Raw genomic sequence first — 19,158 nt, 5'->3', positions numbered from 1 at the left:
CGCAATGACAGAGAAAAAGATACAATAAAAAGATCCTGAAATAAAATCAGGGTACTTAATAAGAAATTAATTATGGCAAGAAAATTAATAAGTTCAGGTTCTTCATTCGAAAAAGAAATGGGATATTCAAGAGCTGTAGTAGAAGGTGATTGGGTTTTTGTTTCAGGAACAACAGGTTTCAATTATGATGATATGACGATTGCTGATGATGTTGTAAATCAAACTGAGCAATGTTTAAAAAATATTGAAGGCGTTTTAGAACAAGCAGGTTCTAATATGAGTAAAATTGTACGTGTTACATATATTTTACCAGATGCTTCAGAATTTGAACAATGTTGGCCAGTTTTAAAAAAATATTTAGGAGATGTAAGACCTGCAGCAACCATGTTTGCCGCTGGATTGTCTGATCCTCGTATGAAAATTGAAATTCAAGTTACTGCATTAAATAAATAATTTTTAGAAAGATAAAATAAAGACCCTGAAATAAATTCAGGGTTGATTAATAAATTAATCAATGAGAATAATTCCAGCCATAGATATTATAGACGGAAAGTGTGTTCGTTTAACAAAAGGCGATTATAACACGAAGAAAATTTATAATGAAAGTCCGTTAGAAGTTGCCAAAGAATTTGAAGCAGCTGGTATCGAATATTTGCATGTTGTTGATTTAGATGGTGCAAAAGCGAGTCAGATTATCAACCATAAAGTATTAGAGCAAATTGCTAGTAAAACCAATCTAAAGATTGATTTTGGTGGTGGTTTAAAATCTGATAAAGATTTAGAAATTGCTTTTAATTCTGGTGCGAATCAAATTACTGGAGGAAGTATTGCTGTTAAAAACAGTGAAATTTTTGAAAGTTGGATTGAAAAATATGGTTCGGAAAAAATTATTTTAGGAGCAGATTTTTATCCTGATAATTCTGGTGGAAAGATTGCTACAAATGGTTGGCAAGAAGAAAGTTCTTTAGAATTGATTCCGTTTATTAATGGATATCAGCAAAAAGGAATTCAGTATATAATTTGTACAGACATTTCTAAAGACGGAATGTTACAAGGACCAAGTTTCGATATTTATCAGCAGATTTTATCTGAAGTAAATAACTTGAAACTAATTGCTTCTGGAGGAATTTCAGCATTTGATGAGCTTCCAAGATTAGCAGAAAATGGTTGCGAAGGTGTTATTATAGGAAAAGCAATTTATGAGAATAAAATTAGCTTAAAACAATTAGAACAATTTATATTAACAAAATAAATGTCATTGCGAGGAACGAAGCAATCTCTTAATTAATAGACAGATTGCTTCGTACCTCGCAATGACGAATTAGAATAAAATGTTAACAAAAAGAATAATACCTTGTTTAGATATTAAAAACGGAAGAACTGTAAAAGGTGTGAATTTCGTAAATTTAATTGATGCAGGAGACCCTGTTGTTTTAGCAAAACAATACGCAGATTTAGGCGCAGACGAATTGGTTTTTTTAGATATTTCTGCAACGTTAGAAGGCAGAAAAACCATGATAGAAATGGTGCATCAAGTTGCGGAACAAGTAAATATTCCGTTTACAGTTGGTGGTGGAATTTCATCTGTAGAAAATGTAAATGAATTATTAAAATGGGGAGCAGATAAGGTTTCTATTAATTCATCCGCAGTAAAAAGACCCGATTTAGTAAACGAATTAGCAGAGAAATTCGGAAGTCAATGTGTAGTTGTTGCTATTGATGCAAAGCAAATTGATGGAGAATGGTTTGTGCATTTAGCAGGTGGAACAATTCCGACTGAGCTTAATTTATTTGAATGGGCAAAAGAAGTTGAAAATCGTGGAGCAGGAGAAATTTTATTTACTTCTATGAATCATGATGGTACAAAAGCAGGTTTTGCAAATGAAGCTTTAGCGAAGTTATCAGAAGAATTGAATATACCAATTATTGCTTCTGGTGGCGCAGGAACTGTACAGCATTTTGTAGATACTTTTAAAGAAGGAAAAGCAGATGCAGCTTTAGCGGCAAGTGTATTTCACTTTGGAGAAATTCCGATTTTAGAATTAAAAGAAGAATTAAAAAAGAATAATATTCCTGTTAGGATATAAATGTCAGTTAGAGCGCAGTCGAGAACAATAACCTCTCGACTGCGCTCGAGGAGACAGACAAAATAAAAAGTTCTCGATACAATTTCGATAAAAATTCGAAATCACTCGAACTGACAGGAATTAATAAAAATAAAGATGTCATTACGAGGAAGAATGACGAAGTAATCTTATTATAATAAAACAGATTGCCACAGCAAATTATCATTTGCTTCGCAATGACAGCAAAATAAAAAATTATGAATATCGATTTCAATAAAAATAACGACGGATTAGTACCAGCAATCATTCAAGATGCAACCACAAAAAATGTTTTGATGTTGGGTTATATGAATGAAGAAGCGTTTGCTAAAACTCAAGAAACAAAATTAGTTACTTTTTTCAGCAGAACTAAAAAACGTCTTTGGACTAAAGGGGAAGAAAGTGGAAATGTATTAAATCTTGTTGATATAAAACTAGATTGTGATAATGATACTTTATTAATCTCTGTAAACCCAAATGGACCAACATGTCATAAAGGTTCAGATACTTGTTGGAATGAAGAAAACAAGCAGAATTACGGTTTCTTTACTACGTTAGAAGATGTTATTACAGAACGTGTTGCTAATAAAGACACTCAAAAATCTTACGTAGCAAGTTTATTTGCAAAAGGAATTAACAAAGTTGCTCAAAAAGTAGGTGAGGAGGCAGTAGAAACTGTTATTGAAGCAATGGACAATAATGATGAGCTATTCTTGTATGAATCGGCAGATTTGTTATTCCACTATTTAATGTTATTACAAGCAAAAGGATTCACTTTAAAAGATATTGAAGCTGAATTAAAAGGAAGACATAAATAATTTGTTATACTTTTATAAAGTCTAACTCATAATTTCAAAGAATATGAACAAAGTCAAAACAATATTTCGTGTTTTTTTATTAATATCAATTTTCAGTTTGACTAGTTGTTCTAGTGAAAAAACTATTGTTGAAGAAATAGTTGAAGAAGAGGAAGAAGTAATTGAGGAAGAAGTGGTCGTAGTTGATGAAGACACTAATTTTGTTTGGAAAAACTGGTATTTATCTGTACCAATTGATAGAGCAGATGGTTCTAAAAAAGCTACTTCAATTTATTCAGACGAAATTATAAGTGGAAGTCTTTCATCCGAAGAGAAAAAATATTTTTATAAAAATGCTGATGATAGCTACACTTTTTATACAAAATTTACTGGTTTTACAACTTCTGGTGGAGCAGCATTAGACGCAGGTAAATATTGTAGAACTGAGTTAAGAGAATATTGGAAAGGAGTAAAAGATACTGATGATAACTGGTACATGAGTTCTGGAACTCATGAAATGGAATCTACGATCAAAGTAAATTATTGTGAAGGAAATGGGCAAACGTACGTTGCTCAAATTCATGGTAAACAAAGTGCTACTTTATCTGGTTCTCCTGCTACAGTAAAGGTTCAATGGAAAAATGGTGATATTGTTATAGAATATTATGAAAAACCTGCAAATGGTGTTTGGACGAGCGATTATGATGAAAAAATAACAATTGGTAAAGTTGATAACGAGAAATTTACAATTAAACTTCGTGTTAAAGGAGGTAAACTAGAATATGGTTTAATTTGTGAAACTAAAAGTATCAATATTGAGTATACATTTTTATATGACTATGTAAGCAACGGTTATAATTTTGATAATTATTTTAAAACCGGTAATTACTTTAAATGGAATGATGATTACACCAAAGCTTCTGAAGTGGTACTTTATGGAGTTAAAACTGCTCATTACTAAAGAAATAAATAACATATTAAAGAGCCCAAATAATAGATTTATTTGGGCTCTTTTTATTTAAATATCTTTTAACGATAGGAGTTCTTTAAGATTATAAGTTCTCGACTGCGCTCGAACAGACAAAACTTATCCTTTTATCAGATCTAGAGTAACCAAATACACATCTTGTTTGTTCATTTTTGCTTTTAACCAAGCATAGAAACTCATCATAAAGACATCTTCTTTATTTCTATCAATCCAATTAAAAGATTTTTCTACTTTGTCATAAAATTCTTTTGAGGTTGCTATTTCTGGATTTTTATAATAGATTTCTACTAGTTGTAAATATGCAATTACTCTTTCTTGATTGAATTCAGTTAAATTCAAGAAATAGTTTCTTTTAAAACTTTTTAATCTAGAATCAACCAAATCAATGTTTCCTAAATCTATTTGCAATAAAATTTCTATCAAATTTTTTTTGATGGTCCAAACAATTCCTGCTTTTTCAATATACCACTTGTCAGTATGGTAAAATTTAGAAAACAAATTTTGTGCTTTTTCTAATGCGTTATGCTGATAATAAAAAACAATTAAAGTAAGTGAAAGATCTAATTGTGATACAATATCAATATTTTTCTTTTTAATATAAGGTTCTAATAATTCAATTGCTACAACTTGATTTTTAGAATAATTAAGGTTTAAAGACAATAATAAATCATGTTTAGTAGCAAAATCATTAAAATACTTCTGCTTGTTTTCTTTCATGTAAAACAGCATTAATTCTAAGTATTGCTGAGATTCTTTAAACTTCTTGTTTCTAAAAAGAACATTTGAAATAAGATACAGCGTTTCTATATGATAATAAACTTGTTTGTCTTTAGAAGAATGGTTTTTAATAATTTGATAGGTATCAATTAGAAATTGTTCAATATTCCAATAATCAAATTTTTGAGCTGAAGAAATACTTGTAATCTGAATAATTTGATATAACGATTTGAAGGATAATGAACTTGAAATTGTAATATTTTGTTTCAATAAAACATCCTCAATAAGCTTCTTAATATCTAAATTCGATTTTTTATGCTGATAATCTATTAGTGATTTTCTAATTTGTGCATACGCAATATTCAAATTCTCTTCCACTAAAAGTTGCTGTTGGTTTTCTTTAAATAGAACAATTACTTCTTCCAAATTCAAATTCTGATTTAAATGTGCAAACTGGATCTTTGTGTGATAAATTTCATTTAGAATAGGGAATAACTGATGTTCATTGGCTATAATAATCGTTTTATCCAAAATCTGATATCCAACTTTAATTTGTCCTTTTTGTAAAAAGTTTCTAGCAGAAAGAATGTATTTTATCAACTTTATATCAATTGAATTTTCTTCTTTCATACTCATGTTTGCCGTAAAATCAATTAAAGACTGAAACAAACGCTTTCTTAAAGCATGCAAAGCGGCTTTATTTTGTTTTCCGTAGAGTTTATTAGAAATTTCTACTGATGATAAATTATCAGATACAATCAGTTTTACTAACTGACAGTTCTTAGCATCTTTCCTTTTGTTCTTTTTATCAAGATATAATAGCAAGTCTTGTTGCTGTTCATCAGAAAAAGTATTTAATATTTCTTTTAAATTTATCATTATATCGTCAGTAAAATATACGTAAATATAATTATTTAATGATAATTATATGTAATATATCATTTTTAGTCGTCAGTAATTATTAAAAATAGAGTTTTCAAAACTTTAAAAGTGTCGCAAATTTGTATCATAATTATTAAACTAAATATTATGAATTATCAAACTAATGTTTCATCAAACGAAGAAACTAAAAAAGAAAGTAAAAAGAGTACGTCGAAAAAAGAATTCAATGAAAAACCAACATCAGCATATGTTGGCGCAAGTTGGGGAGTTGTTCTAATAGGATTACTTTCTTATTGTATTGGTTTATGGAATGCAACAATGTTATTAAATGAAAAAGGATACTATTTTGCCATTCTTTTAATGGGGATTTATGCTGTAATTTCATTACAGAAAGTAATAAGAGATAAAGCAGAAAACATTAAAGTAAGTGAAATGTATTATAGTATAAGTTGGGTAATTGTTATTGCATCGCTTTTGTTATTAATAGTCGGACTTAGAAATGCTGATTTAGAATTAAGTGAAAAAGGATTCTATGCAATTTCATATTTATTAAGTTTATTTGGTGCAATTACAATACAGAAAAACACAAGAGATATTGATTTTATCAACACTAAAACTGAAGAAGAAAATAGTTAGTTTGATAATGGTTTTTAAACCAAAACCTCACAGGAATTAATTCTTGTGAGGTTTAAACGTTTTTATTCAATTTAATAGTAATTTTGCAAGCAAAATAAAACAGATGCAATCTAAAAATTCTAAATTCATTATCATTATAGCATTTATTGCTATTTATGTTATTTGGGGTTCTACTTATTTATTTAATAAAATTGCAGTTACAGAATTACCTCCGTTTTATATAGCAGGAATTCGTTTTTTTACAGCAGGAGTTTTAATGCTGTTTTTAGCAATACTTTTAAAACATAATTTATCCATTTCTAAAAAACAATTTATAAATTCAAGTATCGCTTCATTCTTTTTTTTAATTTATGGAAATGGTGTTTTTGTTTGGGCTTTAAAATATGTTGACAGTGGTTTTGGAGCTTTATTAGCATCTACACAACCTTTATTTGTGCTGTTTTTATTACGATTAATTGACAGGAAGCCTTTTCAGAAAAAATCAATGATTGGTGTCGGATTGGGTATTTTAGGAATGTATTTATTAGTAAGTCAACAAGAATTAACTACTTCTGAAGGAAGTTTACTAGGAATTTTTATGATACTAACTTGTGTATTAAGTTGGAGTTATGGTAGCGTTTTTGTATCAAAAGTAGATTTACCAAAAAGTTTTATGGTAAGTACTGCTTATCAAATGTTAGTTGCAGGCTTGGTTTTATTACTAATCAGTTTAAGTTTTAATGAAACCTGGAGTACACCATTAACTTGGAGTACTAATGTTCAAATATCAATGTCAGTTTTAATACTATTTGGAGGTATTATTGCTTTTACAGCATTTAATTTTTTACTAAAAGTAGTGGCTACAGAAAAAGTAGCAACTTCTGCTTATGTAAATCCTGTTATTGCGTTGTTTATGGGATGGTACTTTTTAGACGAAAATTTAACGACTCAATCTATAGTTGCTTCAATTGTACTATTAACTGGTGTTTATTTTATTACTTCAAGAAAGAGGAAATAATATTATTTCTTTATAAAATCTTAGGAATACTATAAAAAATTAGCATTCATTTTTCAATAGTTATTTATATCTTTCACAATAAATAAAAATCATTGCAAATAACCACAGTTATATATATCGCTTTTGCCCTGTTATTGAGTCTTTCAATAGCATTCTTTCAGTATTTTTATAAAACAAAGAATAAAGCTAAAATCAATATTTTACTATTTTCGTTAAAGACAATCAGTCTTTTTTTATTGATTTTACTACTGATAAACCCAACAATCAAAAAAACTGAACTACAAGAAACAAAACCTGCTTTGGCTGTTTTGGTTGATAATTCTAAATCAATTTCCTTTTTTAAAGAGGATAAAAATATCAAGATTTTTTTACAAGAAATTAAGGCTGATAAAAGCATTAATGAGAAATTTGAACTCAATGAATTTACTTTTGGAAGTAAATTAAGTCATTTAGATTCACTTTCATTTACTGATTCTGAAACTAATATTTCTAATGCTATTTCTTCTGTAAATCAATTACATGAAGGTAATATTGCTCCAATCGTCTTATTAACAGACGGAAATCAAACGATTGGTAATGATTATGAATTCACCAATTCTAATCAAAAAATATATCCAATTGTTTTTGGTGATACAACTCAATACAAAGATTTAAAAATTAGTCAGTTAAACGTAAATAAGTACAGTTATATCAAAAATAAGTTCCCTGTTGAAGTTTTATTGAACTATGAAGGGAAAGAAAATGTTACTACTCAATTTTCGATTTACAAAAATGGCAAAACTATTTTCACGAAGAAAGTACAGTTTTCAACCGAAGAAAAATCTAAAACAATTGCTACAAATTTAACTTCAACCAAAGAAGGATTACATTATTATACTGCTTCTATTCGTAAAATAGAAGGTGAGAAAAACACAAAGAATAATACTAAAAGTTTCTCTGTAGAAGTAATCGATGAACAAACAAAAGTATTGATTTTAACCTCCTTTTTACATCCAGATTTAGGCGCTTTAAAAAAAGCTATAGAAAGCAATAAACAACGTTCTGTTACTGTTGTTTTAATTGATAATTTAAAGAAACAACTAAATGATTGTCAATTAGTTATTTTGTATCAACCAAACAATAGGTTCAATAAGGTTTTAAGTAAAATTAAATCGAAAAATAGTAATTATTTTTTAATTTTAGGTGCAAATACAGATTGGAAATTCATCAACAAACAACAATTAGGAATTACAAAAAATGCCATTAATCAAACAGAAAATTATGGCGCAGTTTTGAGTAATTCATTTTTAACTTTTTTACAAAAAGATATTGGTTTTAATCAATTTCCTCCATTAAAAGATAAGTTTGGTGAAGTTGCTATTTCTAAAGAACATCAAACATTATTATTTCAGAATATAAACGGATTAGAAACTCAGCAACCATTATTAGCAACGTTTGAAGAAAACAATCAGAAATTTGGAGTTTTACTAGGTGAAGGACTTTGGAAATGGAGAGCTGCTAGTTTTTTAAATACAAATTCGTTTCAAGAATTTGATGAATTTACGGGGAATTTAGTACAATATTTAGCATCAACCAAAAAGAGAAACCGATTAGAAGTAAATGCAGAAAGTTTGTATCCTGCTAATTCAACGATTAATATATCAGCATTTTACACAGATAAAAATTATCAGTTTGATGCACGAGCTTCCTTAGAAATTACGATTACTAATACAGAAACTAAGAAAGTAACAAAAATTCCTTTTTCATTAATCAGCAATTCTTATCAGACTGAAATTGAAAACCTTACATCAGGAAATTATAGTTATAAAGTTTCTGTAATTGGACAGAATATCAATAAATATGGAAAGTTTAAAATAACAGATTTTCAAATTGAAGAACAGTTTACCAATGCAAATTCTAAGAAACTACAAAAACTAGCTGATAAAACAGGAGGGAAGCTGTATTATAAAAATCAAATTGAGCAATTAAAGAAAAGCCTTTTAGAAAATAAATCGTTTTACACAACGCAAAAATCAATTGTTAAAGAACAAAACTTAATAGACTGGAAATGGATATTATTTATTGTAATTTCCTTATTTACAGCAGAATGGTTTATTAGAAAATATTATGGTAAGATTTAATCTTTAAAATTTATGAAATTTCACACAAGAAAATGGGTAAAACCACAAGATTTAAATCCGAACGGAACTTTATTTGGAGGTAGATTGTTAGAATGGATTGATGAAGAAATGGGGATTTATGCCATTATTCAATTAGAAATTCCAAGAACGGTTACTAAATACATGTCTGAAATAGATTTTGTAAGTTCTGCAAAACTGGGTGATATCATAGAAATTGGTATGGTAGTTTTAGCTTTTGGTAATTCTTCAATAACCCTTAAATGTAGTGTTAGAAACAAATTAACACATAAAACTATTATTGAAATTGAGAAAATTGTAATGGTTTCTTTAGACGAAAACGGTAATCCGAAAAGTCATGGTAAAACGGAAGTTGAATATGTTAAAGATCGATTAAATAAATAATTCTTAGAATTAGTTTATTTACCTTTGTAAAACATCATTATTATCTTGAAAAATATCATTATCATTTTTATTAGTTTTTTGTTGCTAGCACCACCAATGCAAGCTCATACTGATGTTGTTGTATATTCTGATGTAATTGAAAATCATTTAGAAATTGATGATACTCATGAAGAAGATCAACATAAAAATGATTCTGATGATGAAAAAAATACAGAACATCATCACCATTGTACTTCAATAAGCCTTGTAAATGTATTTATTCCGATAGAAAATCAAATAAACTTCACTGATTTTTATCAACATAAAGAGATAATTATTTTTAAAGAAAACGCGAACTACTTTTCTTATCTAAAAGGTGTTTTTCAGCCACCTAAGAATTCTTAAATTATAACGATACCATTTCTTTTTTAAATGGTATAAAATTCATCTTTTTATAAAAAAGGATGTCTACTTACTACGCAGTTTATAATTTAAAAATCAATTTATAATGATTAAAAATATATGTATACTCCTATTTTTAGGAGCATTTACCAACACAACACTGGCACAAAATAAAGTACAAATTAAAGTAATATCTAAAGAAACGAAAGACGTCATTTTTGGAGCAAATGTATTATTGAAAAATACAACAAAAGGAAATACAACTGATTTTGATGGTTTTACAACTTTAAATAATATTTCTAACGGAAATAAAACACTCATAATTTCTTATCTAGGTTTTAAAACGGTTGCAAAAGAGATTGTTTTTCCGAGGGATAATTCATTAATTATTATTGAGTTACATGAAGACGAGGAAACATTAGAAACGATCGTAATTCAATCTACAAGAAGTAAAAGATCTATTGCTAAAACCCCCACAAGAATAGAAGTTGTAGGTTTAGAAGAATTAGGAGAAAAAGCAATAATGAATTCTGCTAATATTGCAATGATATTAAGGGAAAGTACAGGAATTCAAATGCAACAAACTTCTGCAAATTCTGCAAATCAAAGCATTAGAATTCAAGGTTTAGATGGAAGATTTACTCAACTTTTAAAAGATGGTTTTCCTTTATTTGGAGGCTTTTCTAGCGGGTTAAGTATTATGCAAATTCCACCTTTAGATTTACAACAAGTAGAAATTATTAAAGGAAGTTCGTCTACATTGTATGGTGGAGGCGCAATTGCTGGTTTGGTAAATTTAGTTTCTAAAACGCCAAAGGAAGAGCGAGAATTAGCTGTTATGTTAGATGTTACTTCTAGAAACGGAAAGACATTAAATGCTTTTTACAGTAATAGAAATGACAAATTCGGACTTACTTTATACGCTTCAGGGAATTTACAAAAAGTAACGGATGTAAATTCAGATCATTTTTCTGATATTCCTAAAGTGAAGAGTTTTAGTTTTAATCCATCTTTTTTCTATTATCCAAATGAACAAGAAACCTGGAGATTGAATTTAAATTCATCTATAGAAAATAGAATAGGAGGCGATATAAATGTTATCAATAAAGAGGCAAGTATCGATCATTCCTTTTTTGAAGAAAATAAATCTGAACGCTATGCAACTCAATTAACGTATCACAAGAATATTTCAGAAAATAAGACCTTCAACTTTAAGAATAGTATTAGTTATTTTAAAAGGGATTTATTATTACCAAATTATCAGTTTTTGGGAAAACAATTTGCAACTTTTTCAGAAGCAACATACAACGTTTTTTCAGAAACTTCAGAATGGATTTTTGGAGGAAACATTATTACTGAAAACTTTAAAGAAAACCCAACTAATTTAATTGATAGAAGTTATACTCAAAACACTTTTGGAAGTTTTGTTCAAAATAGTTATCAATTGAAAGAAAATATGACATTAGAAAGTGGTTTAAGAACAGATTATGCTTCTAATTATGGTGTTTTTCTATTACCTAGAGCTTCTATTTTTATTGAGTATAACGATAAAGTTACCTCTAGAATAGGAGGAGGATTGGGCTATAAAATTCCTACTATTTTTACCGAAGATGCAGAGTTGCGTTCCTATAAAAATGTATTACCAATAAACACAACTAATTTTAAAGCCGAAACATCATTAGGTTTTAATGCTGATGTAAATTATAAAACAAAAATTATAAACGATAATGTTGCACTTTCTTTTAATCAGTTGTTTTTTTATACACAGTTAAAGAATTCATTAATTTTAGAACAGCAAGGAAGTAATTATCAATTTATAAATGCTGATGAGAGCTTGAATAGCATTGGTTTTGAAACGAATCTAAAATTGAAATATAATGATTTCGTTTTGTTTACAAATTATGCTTTTAATGATGTTAAAATGAATAAAAATCAGAAAGCGTTAACACCAAGACATAGTTTTGGTGGTGTTTTAATGTATGAAGTTGAAGATTCTTGGAGAATTGGGTATGAAGCCTATTATAAAAGCTCTCAATTAAGAAATGACTTTACAGAAACGCCTCATTTTTGGACAATGGGTTTTATGGTAATGAAAACATTTGATAAAATTAGTCTCTATGCAAATTTCGAAAATTTTACGGATACAAAACAACAAAATTATCAATCTATGTTTGAAGAACCTCACAACAACCCAACATTTACAGATATTTGGGCACCAACAGATGGGTTTATTTTTAATACCGGGATTTTAATAAAATTATAGTCTAAAATAGACCAATTATTTGCACCTTTATACGTAGTAATTGGTCTATTAAGAAAAATATATAATGGCACATAATCATTCACATGATCATTCATCAACAGAAAATATAAAAGTTGCTTTTTTTCTGAACTTATTCTTCACGATTATAGAGTTTATTGGAGGGGTTTATACGAATAGTTTAGCAATTACATCAGATGCTATTCATGATTTAGGAGATAGTATTAGCTTAGGAATGGCTTGGTATTTTCAAAATATATCCGACAAAAAGCCAACAAAAACGTATTCTTATGGCTTTAAAAGATTTTCACTTTTAGGAGCTATTATCAATTCTGTAATTTTACTAGTAGGATCTATTTTTATAATTATAGAATCAATTCCAAGAATTATAAATCCAGAACATGCAGATGCAAAAGGAATGATGTGGTTTGCTATTTTAGGTATTATAGTAAATGGTGCTGCAGTTTTAAAATTACAAAAAGGAACTTCAATTAATGAACGAGTGGTTTCTTTACACATGTTAGAAGACGTTTTAGGTTGGGTTGCAGTATTAATTGCAAGTATTGTTATGCAATTCTGGAATGTGCCAATTTTAGATCCAATTTTATCTTTATTAATTGCTTTGTATATTTTAATGAACGTTTTTAAAAACGGAAAAGAAAGTATCAGAATAATTCTACAAGGAACACCTATTCAGATTTCTTCAGATGAAGTTAGAGCACAAGTTTTAAAATTTGATGAAGTTAAAAACATACATGATTGTCATTTATGGACAATGGATGGAGAATACAACGTTTTAACAATGCATTTAATTGTTGATGATACTTTGTCTTGGAAAAAGGGAGAAAACCTTAAAAGAAGTGTTAGAAAGCTTTTACATGATGATTTTTACTTAGAACATGTAACATTAGAGTTAGAAAAATCAAATGAAGATTGTGGTTATATTGATTGTGTTTGATAAAGTTATATTGTAAATTTGAAAGAATTTAAAAATAAAAATTTATGAGTAATCAACAATTAGATATTAAATTCCCTAAAGGAGGGATTTTCTTTATAATAATAGCAGTAATTGCAATTATAATAGTTTCTAAATCTGCAGTAACTATTGGTTCTGGAGAAAGAGGTGTTTTATATAAATTAATGGGAGGAGTTGTAACAGATGAAGCTCCATTAGATGAAGGTTTTAACTTAGTAATGCCATGGAATAAGGTATTTAAATACAATGTAAGACAACAAGAGTTATTTGAGAAAAAGATGGCTGTATTGTCTTCTAACGGATTAGAAATTCAATTAGACGCTTCTGTTTTATATCAAGCAACTACAAAAACAGTTGCATTATTACATCAAACAAGAGGTGAGGGGTATTTACAAAGTGTAATTATTCCTGCAATTCGTTCTGCGACTAGAAGTGTAGTTGGTAGATATACACCAGAACAATTGTATTCTTCTAAAAGAGATGCAATTCAAACAGAGATTTTTGAAGAAACAAAAAAAATTCTTGAACCACAATACATTCAATTAAACTCTGTACTTGTGAGAGATGTTACATTACCTCCTACAATTAAAACAGCAATTGAACGTAAATTAAAACAAGAGCAAGAATCTTTAGAGTATGAGTTTAGATTAGTTACAGCTCAAAAAGAAGCTCAAAAACAAATTATTGAAGCACAAGGTAAAGCAGATGCAAATAAAATTTTAAGCGCATCTTTAACTGATAAAATTTTACAAGATAAAGGTATTGAGGCAACGATTAAATTGTCTGAATCTCCAAACAGTAAAGTAATAGTTATTGGTTCTGGTAAATCTGGAATGCCTATTATTTTAGGAAACCAATAAGAACTAAACCTTACAATAGATTCCTGTTTTTATGGGAATGATTATTTTTAATTAAAATCCAGCTTCTGCTGGATTTTTTTTATGACCATTTTTAGGTTTCTTAAAGTTCTGTTAAACTCATTTTTGATTGTAACTAATGAATCTTCTTGTCGTCATATAGATGTAATTAAAAATAAAAATGATAAAAAGTATAAACATAAATAACGAAGAGAAAAAAGAAAATACTACAGGAACAATTCAATCTAAAAGGATGACTTGGAACTCTAGAAGAAAGTATAACTACAAATACATTACAACCATATTTTAGTTAGTTAGTTAGTTAGTTAGTTAGTTAGTTAGTTAGTTAGTTAGTTAGTTAGTTAGTTAGTTTTTAATAGTTGATTTGGGTCATAAGCATTGCTTACGACCCTTTTTTAATATAAAAAAACCTTGAGGGATTTTCCTCAAGGTTTTAAAAATATTGTCATTACTATAACTTGAATCCAATTTTATTAGAAATTGGTAATCTGAAATACTTAATTTTTTACTGGTATTTTGTTTCGTTCAATCTTACCTTTCTTAAGTGCTTTGTAATTTTCGTAACAATCTAAAACAGCTTCAATCATTTGTAAATCAGAAGCTTTTTTAATAAAATATTCAGAATAATTACAATCTGTTAATAAATCTGTAAGCTCTTGTCTGTCCATTTGTAGGTACTCCATCATTACCTCTCTATCAAACTTACCTGCTAACATTTTACGTAAATCATCTTCACCTTTAAGCTTTTGTAATTTTTTTAACTGTTTAGGATTTTTTCCAAAAAGATTATATAAAAAATCTACTGGTTGAAACAATGCTGCAATAGGAGAGGAGTAGTCTTTCCCTTTAGGTTTACCTACTTCGTATGTTTGTGGTAACCCATTAATTTTAATTCGAGTAAATCGATCTTTAGGTACTTGTTTTACATCAATCTCTAAAACACCAATTAGATTTGTAGATTTTATAACAACTTCTCTAATTTCCTCTGGTTTTTCATAAAGTGCAATTAACAATTCGTTTCCTTTTAACAAATCATTTGTAATTTTTAACTTTATAGATGCATATCCTAAATATGAAACTAAAATGGTGTCATTTGCTCTAGTTGGTATTTCAAAAAAACCTTTATCGTTTGTAATGGTACCTTGTACCGTATTTAAGTTTAAAATATGAGCAGCGCTTAAAACTTTTTTGCTTTCAGCATGAATAATCTGCCCTTTTAAATGATTAATACGAATGGTATCTTTTTGAGAAAAAGTACTTAAAGAAACTAATAAGCACAAAATAAATAATAGTCTTTGCATATTGCAATATTAGTAATAAAAGCTTTTAGAAAGGTTAATTATTTGTGAAACCATTCAGTTTTTTTTAACAGATGGTAAATAAAAATAAGTAATAAAGTGCGCACGAGAAGAGTCGAACTTCCACGAACTTGCGTTCACAGCCCCCTCAAGGCTGCGCGTCTACCAATTTCGCCACGTGCGCATTTGTATAAAAAACAAAAATGTTAAGCAAATAGCTTAACATTTTTTTTGTGACCGGGCTGGGGCTCGAACCCAGGACCCTCTCCTTAAAAGGGAGATGCTCTACCAACTGAGCTACCAGGTCAATTTTGTAATTCGACTGCAAATATACTATCAAACATTGGAATTATTAGCATTAAAATGAAATTATTTTACAGATATTTGTAAAAAATATAAAATCAATGAAAATCGTATTATTAGGTTACATGGCTTCAGGAAAATCAAGTATTGGAAAACGACTTTCTAAAAAATTGTCTATGAGGTTTTTAGACTTAGATGACTATATTATTGAACAAGAAAAAATGTCTATTTCTAAAATATTTGAACTGAAAGGTGAAGTGTATTTTAGATTGATAGAACACAAATATTTGAAAGAAATCCTTGCTAAAGATGAAGGATTCATCCTTGCATTGGGCGGAGGGACACCTTGTTATGCTAATAATATGGAAGAAATTAACAAAGGAGACACCTTATCTATCTATTTACAAGGAAGTACAGCAACTATGATAGAGCGTTTAATAAGAAAAAAAGCAAAAAGACCTTTAATAGCTTCTTTAGGAGATGATAAAATTCCTGAGTTTGTGGCAAAACATTTATTTGAAAGACGTCCTTTTTACGAACAAGCAAAAACGACAATAAAAATAGATGATAAAACTAAAAAGGAAATTGCTGAAGAATTAGAAATATTTTTATATTAAATAAGCTACCGTTTCTGCTTCAGAAAATTCTACTTGAATATGTTCTTTTATAGAAGTTGATAAAGAAATTCCTTTAAAATCTGCTTTTACTGGATACTTTTTATGATTTCTATTTACTAGAACAGCTGTTTTAAATTTTTTCAATGGAACATCTAAGAAATGCTTTATTCCGTATATTAATGTCGTTCCAGAGCTAAGTACATCATCTACCAAAACCAAAGATTTGTTTTTGTAATCTTTAACCTCTAAAGAGGTCGTAATTGAGTTTAAAGGATTTTTCTTATCTATATTAACTTTACAGATAATTACATTTAAAGGTGAAATTTCGTTTAAAACTTCCATTAACTTTTCGGCAAAAATAAAACCATTACCTACAATTCCTGCTAGTATAATTTCTTTTTCTGAGCTATTTGTTTCGTAAATCTGATACGCAATTCTTCTAATTTTTTGAGAAATCTGTACTTGATTTAAAATAATACTACCTGATGTTGTCATATTTCTTCTGTTGTATCCTCTTGATAATTATCTATATCTCTTCTATCTTTTTTTGTTGGTCTACCAGCTCCTTTTTGTCTGTAATAATCTTTTGCAAATTTTAAAAGCTCTGTTTTTTCAAAGGCCTCTTTTGGTGTTACATCTTTTCTATAAAGATCAACTATTTTTGCACCAACTCTACTTTCTGGTAAATCTAAAACTTTTATTTGATAATTGATTTGATTTTTTCTGACTAAAATTAACTCATCCCCAAAGATATCTTTAGACGGTTTTATACTTTTATCATTCATCTTAACCTGTCCTTTTTTACAAGCCGTAGTTGCTAAACTTCTCGTTTTAAAAATACGAATACACCACAAATATTTATCAATTCTCATAAAAATAGTTAAAATATAACGTTTGTCTTTTTACAAAGGTATAAAATTGGTAAATTGCACGCTCAAATTTATAAGATTAAATGAATAAAATAAAAAATATTGTTGCATTTGCAATTGTTGCCTTACTAATATACTCTTGCAGTAGCAATAGTTCTACGGCTGTAGATGATTTTGATCATGAAGCACAAGCATTAATTGATAATGATACATTAGTACAATTTTTAAAGAATCATTATTATGATACTACTGTAGATTCTGTAAAAGCGATAGTTTCTGGGCAAACAGATTTATATCAAGATATAAAATCGATGAGTATTACAGAAAATGACATTGATTATACTTTATATTATTATGTAAACAGTGTAGGTAACCCTAAAGTAGACAAGGGAAACCCCACTGTTATGGATTCTGTTTTTGTAAAATATTATGGACAAAGAATTGTAGAAACAGATAGTATTAGTACTACTTTTGATAATAATGATGGTCTTTGGTTTACACTTAATGGTGTAATAAGAGGTTGGTCTCATGGTTTTACCAATTTTAAAGGAGGTGATAATATTACCGATAATGGACCAATTACTTATGAAAATGGAGGTAAAGGAATTTTATTTATTCCTTCTGGTTTAGGTTATTTAAATATTGGTAGTGGATCTATATTACCAAATGAATGTTTACTTTTCTATATTGATTTATATGATTTTACAAAAGACACAGATCATGATAATGATGGTGTTGCTTCAATTTTTGAAGATGCTGATGGAGATGGAGAACCTAGAAATGATGATACAGATTTAGATGGTGTACCAAATTATTTTGATACTGATGATGATGGAGATGGAGTTTTAACGATAAATGAAGATGCTAATGGAGATGGAAACCCAGCAAATGATTTTAGTGATACAATTAACAACCCAACTTTAGCTGATTATTTAAATCCTGATATTAAATAATATCTTTATAACTTTTACAAAAGCTCTTTCTAAATTTAGAAAGAGCTTTTTTGTTTTATATAAGTACGTGAAAATTAAAATGAAGTTATATTAGCTGTTTTTTAAAGCTCTTTACTTATAACGTGTTATAAAGTAAACAAGTATTTAATAACTTCTATAAACTCTTTAAACAAGCATTTGTTTCTTTAAATCTTAATTTTAAGAGTTGATTAAAAATTAAGCAACCAATCTACTCTGTTTATTACAATCATTTATTAAAGAGAAAATTACGCATAAAAAAAAAGGGTAGTAATTTTAAATTACTACCCTTTTATAATTATTATAGTAACGTTTTATTAAAACGATTCCAAATTGTTTTATTTATAATCTGTAAGATAAACCAATAATGATTTGGTTAACTCTTGTATCAAAGTTAACATCACTAGCTCCAACACCTCTTGCAAAAGTACTTTCTATCCCAGAGAAAGCTCTTTCCCAACGTACATCAATTCCTAATTTACCTAATTCAATACCTCCTCCAAATTGTACACCAACAGTAAATCCATCAGTTTTAACATCAGAAATATCATTAAAACTAAAGTCAGAATCTAAAATGTATTGAAAAGAAGGACCAACATAAACATTACCAATTCCAAAAATCTTTTTTCCTATTAATACAGGAATATCTATTTTTTGAAAACTGTATGTTGTTGCTGTCGCAGTTGAACTTCCTCCACTATAAGTTACCTCATTTTCTAAATTGGTATATACTAATTCAGGTCTTAAGTAAAAACCTATAACCGGAATTTTAAAACGTAACCAAATACCTGCATGATAACCAGTTTTACTTTTTGCTCCATCAAAAACATTAGCACCAACTTCTTTAATAGAGTTTGAATTGTAATTAAGACCACCTTTAATACCAAATGCAACTTGAGCATTAGATATTTGACTAAATCCAAAAGCCAAACATATAACTAAAATTATTTTTTTTATCATT

21 protein-coding genes and 2 tRNA genes are annotated in these 19,158 nt (G+C 28.3%); 16 read left to right on the top strand and 7 right to left on the bottom strand.

Annotation, left to right across the window (positions count from 1 at the left end):
• The first annotated feature begins 72 nt into the window (after positions 1 to 72).
• The 5 genes from BTO07_RS03340 (at position 73) to BTO07_RS03320 (ending at position 3,863) form a co-directional block, all read left to right on the top strand.
• The gene (locus BTO07_RS03340; protein ID WP_087519881.1) at positions 73 to 453 is read left to right on the top strand and encodes a RidA family protein; all 381 of its coding nucleotides are present in this window, start codon (positions 73 to 75) and stop codon (positions 451 to 453) included.
• A 61-nt stretch (positions 454 to 514) separates the two neighbouring features.
• Complete coding sequence (hisA, locus tag BTO07_RS03335) at positions 515 to 1,252, top strand: 1-(5-phosphoribosyl)-5-[(5-phosphoribosylamino)methylideneamino]imidazole-4-carboxamide isomerase (RefSeq protein ID WP_087519880.1); 738 nt, start codon at positions 515 to 517, stop codon at positions 1,250 to 1,252.
• Positions 1,253 to 1,331: 79 nt separating this feature from the next.
• Positions 1,332 to 2,087 (top strand): imidazole glycerol phosphate synthase subunit HisF, encoded by a 756-nt coding sequence (gene hisF / locus BTO07_RS03330; RefSeq protein ID WP_087519879.1) that lies wholly within the window; start codon positions 1,332 to 1,334, stop codon positions 2,085 to 2,087.
• A gap of 236 nt (positions 2,088 to 2,323) precedes the next feature.
• The gene (gene hisIE / locus BTO07_RS03325) at positions 2,324 to 2,923 is read left to right on the top strand and encodes a bifunctional phosphoribosyl-AMP cyclohydrolase/phosphoribosyl-ATP diphosphatase HisIE (RefSeq protein ID WP_087519878.1); all 600 of its coding nucleotides are present in this window, start codon (positions 2,324 to 2,326) and stop codon (positions 2,921 to 2,923) included.
• 43 nt (positions 2,924 to 2,966) lie between these two features.
• Positions 2,967 to 3,863: a polysaccharide lyase family 7 protein gene (locus BTO07_RS03320; RefSeq protein ID WP_087519877.1), complete on the top strand. Its 897-nt coding sequence runs from the start codon at positions 2,967 to 2,969 to the stop codon at positions 3,861 to 3,863.
• Positions 3,864 to 3,989: 126 nt separating this feature from the next.
• Here BTO07_RS03320 and BTO07_RS03315 read toward each other — a convergent pair whose 3' ends face one another.
• On the bottom strand, positions 3,990 to 5,486 hold the full coding sequence (locus BTO07_RS03315; protein ID WP_087519876.1) for a hypothetical protein: 1,497 nt from the start codon (positions 5,484 to 5,486) through the stop codon (positions 3,990 to 3,992).
• Positions 5,487 to 5,636: 150 nt separating this feature from the next.
• Here BTO07_RS03315 and yiaA point away from each other — a divergent pair, with 150 nt between their 5' ends.
• The 9 genes from yiaA (at position 5,637) to BTO07_RS17620 (ending at position 14,428) form a co-directional block, all read left to right on the top strand.
• Positions 5,637 to 6,125 carry an inner membrane protein YiaA gene (yiaA, locus tag BTO07_RS03310; RefSeq protein ID WP_087519875.1) on the top strand — a complete coding sequence of 163 codons (489 nt, stop codon included), beginning with the start codon at positions 5,637 to 5,639 and terminating at the stop codon, positions 6,123 to 6,125.
• Between the two features lie 103 nt (positions 6,126 to 6,228).
• Entirely contained in the window at positions 6,229 to 7,122 is an 894-nt protein-coding gene (locus tag BTO07_RS03305; protein ID WP_087519874.1) for an EamA family transporter, read from the top strand.
• Between the two features lie 236 nt (positions 7,123 to 7,358).
• Complete coding sequence (locus tag BTO07_RS03300) at positions 7,359 to 9,242, top strand: VWA domain-containing protein (protein ID WP_232457081.1); 1,884 nt, start codon at positions 7,359 to 7,361, stop codon at positions 9,240 to 9,242.
• 12 nt (positions 9,243 to 9,254) lie between these two features.
• The gene (locus BTO07_RS03295) at positions 9,255 to 9,644 is read left to right on the top strand and encodes an acyl-CoA thioesterase (RefSeq protein WP_087519873.1); all 390 of its coding nucleotides are present in this window, start codon (positions 9,255 to 9,257) and stop codon (positions 9,642 to 9,644) included.
• Positions 9,645 to 9,689: 45 nt separating this feature from the next.
• On the top strand, positions 9,690 to 10,028 hold the full coding sequence (locus tag BTO07_RS03290) for a hypothetical protein (protein ID WP_087519872.1): 339 nt from the start codon (positions 9,690 to 9,692) through the stop codon (positions 10,026 to 10,028).
• Positions 10,029 to 10,131: 103 nt separating this feature from the next.
• A complete protein-coding gene (locus BTO07_RS03285; RefSeq protein ID WP_087519871.1) occupies positions 10,132 to 12,288 on the top strand; it encodes a TonB-dependent receptor in 2,157 nt (718 codons plus the stop codon).
• 64 nt (positions 12,289 to 12,352) lie between these two features.
• Entirely contained in the window at positions 12,353 to 13,243 is an 891-nt protein-coding gene (locus tag BTO07_RS03280; protein WP_087519870.1) for a cation diffusion facilitator family transporter, read from the top strand.
• 44 nt (positions 13,244 to 13,287) lie between these two features.
• Positions 13,288 to 14,121 carry a prohibitin family protein gene (locus BTO07_RS03275; RefSeq protein ID WP_087519869.1) on the top strand — a complete coding sequence of 278 codons (834 nt, stop codon included), beginning with the start codon at positions 13,288 to 13,290 and terminating at the stop codon, positions 14,119 to 14,121.
• Positions 14,122 to 14,299: 178 nt separating this feature from the next.
• Positions 14,300 to 14,428, top strand: coding sequence for a hypothetical protein (locus BTO07_RS17620; RefSeq protein ID WP_257789762.1), 129 nt, complete (start codon positions 14,300 to 14,302; stop codon positions 14,426 to 14,428).
• A 208-nt stretch (positions 14,429 to 14,636) separates the two neighbouring features.
• Here BTO07_RS17620 and BTO07_RS03270 read toward each other — a convergent pair whose 3' ends face one another.
• The 3 genes from BTO07_RS03270 to BTO07_RS03260 form a co-directional block, all read right to left on the bottom strand.
• A complete protein-coding gene (locus tag BTO07_RS03270; RefSeq protein ID WP_087519868.1) occupies positions 14,637 to 15,440 on the bottom strand; it encodes a carboxypeptidase-like regulatory domain-containing protein in 804 nt (267 codons plus the stop codon).
• A 97-nt stretch (positions 15,441 to 15,537) separates the two neighbouring features.
• Positions 15,538 to 15,621, bottom strand: a tRNA-Leu gene (locus tag BTO07_RS03265).
• Between the two features lie 50 nt (positions 15,622 to 15,671).
• Positions 15,672 to 15,744: transfer RNA gene (locus BTO07_RS03260), tRNA-Lys, on the bottom strand.
• Positions 15,745 to 15,841: 97 nt separating this feature from the next.
• Here BTO07_RS03260 and BTO07_RS03255 point away from each other — a divergent pair.
• A complete protein-coding gene (locus BTO07_RS03255) occupies positions 15,842 to 16,357 on the top strand; it encodes a shikimate kinase (protein ID WP_087519867.1) in 516 nt (171 codons plus the stop codon).
• Here BTO07_RS03255 and BTO07_RS03250 read toward each other — a convergent pair.
• Positions 16,349 to 16,852, bottom strand: a complete 504-nt coding sequence (locus tag BTO07_RS03250; RefSeq protein WP_087519866.1) for a phosphoribosyltransferase family protein — start codon at positions 16,850 to 16,852, stop codon at positions 16,349 to 16,351. The two genes, BTO07_RS03255 and BTO07_RS03250, sit on opposite strands and share 9 nt — an antisense overlap.
• Positions 16,849 to 17,229, bottom strand: coding sequence for an RNA-binding S4 domain-containing protein (locus BTO07_RS03245; RefSeq protein ID WP_087519865.1), 381 nt, complete (start codon positions 17,227 to 17,229; stop codon positions 16,849 to 16,851). The genes BTO07_RS03250 and BTO07_RS03245 overlap by 4 nt, the downstream gene beginning before the upstream one ends.
• An 80-nt stretch (positions 17,230 to 17,309) precedes the next feature.
• Between BTO07_RS03245 and BTO07_RS03240 the strand changes: the two genes are divergently transcribed.
• Positions 17,310 to 18,179 carry an FKBP-type peptidyl-prolyl cis-trans isomerase gene (locus BTO07_RS03240; RefSeq protein WP_087519864.1) on the top strand — a complete coding sequence of 290 codons (870 nt, stop codon included), beginning with the start codon at positions 17,310 to 17,312 and terminating at the stop codon, positions 18,177 to 18,179.
• A 360-nt stretch (positions 18,180 to 18,539) separates the two neighbouring features.
• Here BTO07_RS03240 and BTO07_RS03235 read toward each other — a convergent pair whose 3' ends face one another.
• Positions 18,540 to 19,154 carry a porin family protein gene (locus tag BTO07_RS03235; RefSeq protein ID WP_087522533.1) on the bottom strand — a complete coding sequence of 205 codons (615 nt, stop codon included), beginning with the start codon at positions 19,152 to 19,154 and terminating at the stop codon, positions 18,540 to 18,542.
• Positions 19,155 to 19,158 lie beyond the last annotated feature (4 nt).

The sequence above is a fragment of the Polaribacter sp. SA4-12 genome, assembly GCF_002163675.1.
In the GTDB taxonomy this organism is placed as follows: Bacteria; Bacteroidota; Bacteroidia; order Flavobacteriales; family Flavobacteriaceae; genus Polaribacter.
Note: the sequence above shows the minus strand (reverse complement) of the source record. Positions and strands in the feature narration are given on the sequence as shown.

Excerpts from the sequence above, each read along its gene's own strand:
- BTO07_RS03340 (WP_087519881.1), top strand. The coding sequence starts at position 73 with ATGGCAAGAAAATTAATAAGTTCAGGTTCTTCATTCGAAAAAGAAATG.
- hisA (WP_087519880.1), top strand. The coding sequence starts at position 515 with ATGAGAATAATTCCAGCCATAGATATTATAGACGGAAAGTGTGTTCGT.
- hisF (WP_087519879.1), top strand. The coding sequence starts at position 1,332 with ATGTTAACAAAAAGAATAATACCTTGTTTAGATATTAAAAACGGAAGA.
- hisIE (WP_087519878.1), top strand. The coding sequence starts at position 2,324 with ATGAATATCGATTTCAATAAAAATAACGACGGATTAGTACCAGCAATC.
- BTO07_RS03320 (WP_087519877.1), top strand. The coding sequence starts at position 2,967 with ATGAACAAAGTCAAAACAATATTTCGTGTTTTTTTATTAATATCAATT.
- BTO07_RS03315 (WP_087519876.1), bottom strand. The coding sequence starts at position 5,486 with ATGATAAATTTAAAAGAAATATTAAATACTTTTTCTGATGAACAGCAA.
- yiaA (WP_087519875.1), top strand. The coding sequence starts at position 5,637 with ATGAATTATCAAACTAATGTTTCATCAAACGAAGAAACTAAAAAAGAA.
- BTO07_RS03305 (WP_087519874.1), top strand. The coding sequence starts at position 6,229 with ATGCAATCTAAAAATTCTAAATTCATTATCATTATAGCATTTATTGCT.
- BTO07_RS03295 (WP_087519873.1), top strand. The coding sequence starts at position 9,255 with ATGAAATTTCACACAAGAAAATGGGTAAAACCACAAGATTTAAATCCG.
- BTO07_RS03285 (WP_087519871.1), top strand. The coding sequence starts at position 10,132 with ATGATTAAAAATATATGTATACTCCTATTTTTAGGAGCATTTACCAAC.
- BTO07_RS03280 (WP_087519870.1), top strand. The coding sequence starts at position 12,353 with ATGGCACATAATCATTCACATGATCATTCATCAACAGAAAATATAAAA.
- BTO07_RS03275 (WP_087519869.1), top strand. The coding sequence starts at position 13,288 with ATGAGTAATCAACAATTAGATATTAAATTCCCTAAAGGAGGGATTTTC.
- BTO07_RS17620 (WP_257789762.1), top strand. The coding sequence starts at position 14,300 with ATGATAAAAAGTATAAACATAAATAACGAAGAGAAAAAAGAAAATACT.
- BTO07_RS03270 (WP_087519868.1), bottom strand. The coding sequence starts at position 15,440 with ATGCAAAGACTATTATTTATTTTGTGCTTATTAGTTTCTTTAAGTACT.
- BTO07_RS03255 (WP_087519867.1), top strand. The coding sequence starts at position 15,842 with ATGAAAATCGTATTATTAGGTTACATGGCTTCAGGAAAATCAAGTATT.
- BTO07_RS03250 (WP_087519866.1), bottom strand. The coding sequence starts at position 16,852 with ATGACAACATCAGGTAGTATTATTTTAAATCAAGTACAGATTTCTCAA.
- BTO07_RS03245 (WP_087519865.1), bottom strand. The coding sequence starts at position 17,229 with ATGAGAATTGATAAATATTTGTGGTGTATTCGTATTTTTAAAACGAGA.
- BTO07_RS03240 (WP_087519864.1), top strand. The coding sequence starts at position 17,310 with ATGAATAAAATAAAAAATATTGTTGCATTTGCAATTGTTGCCTTACTA.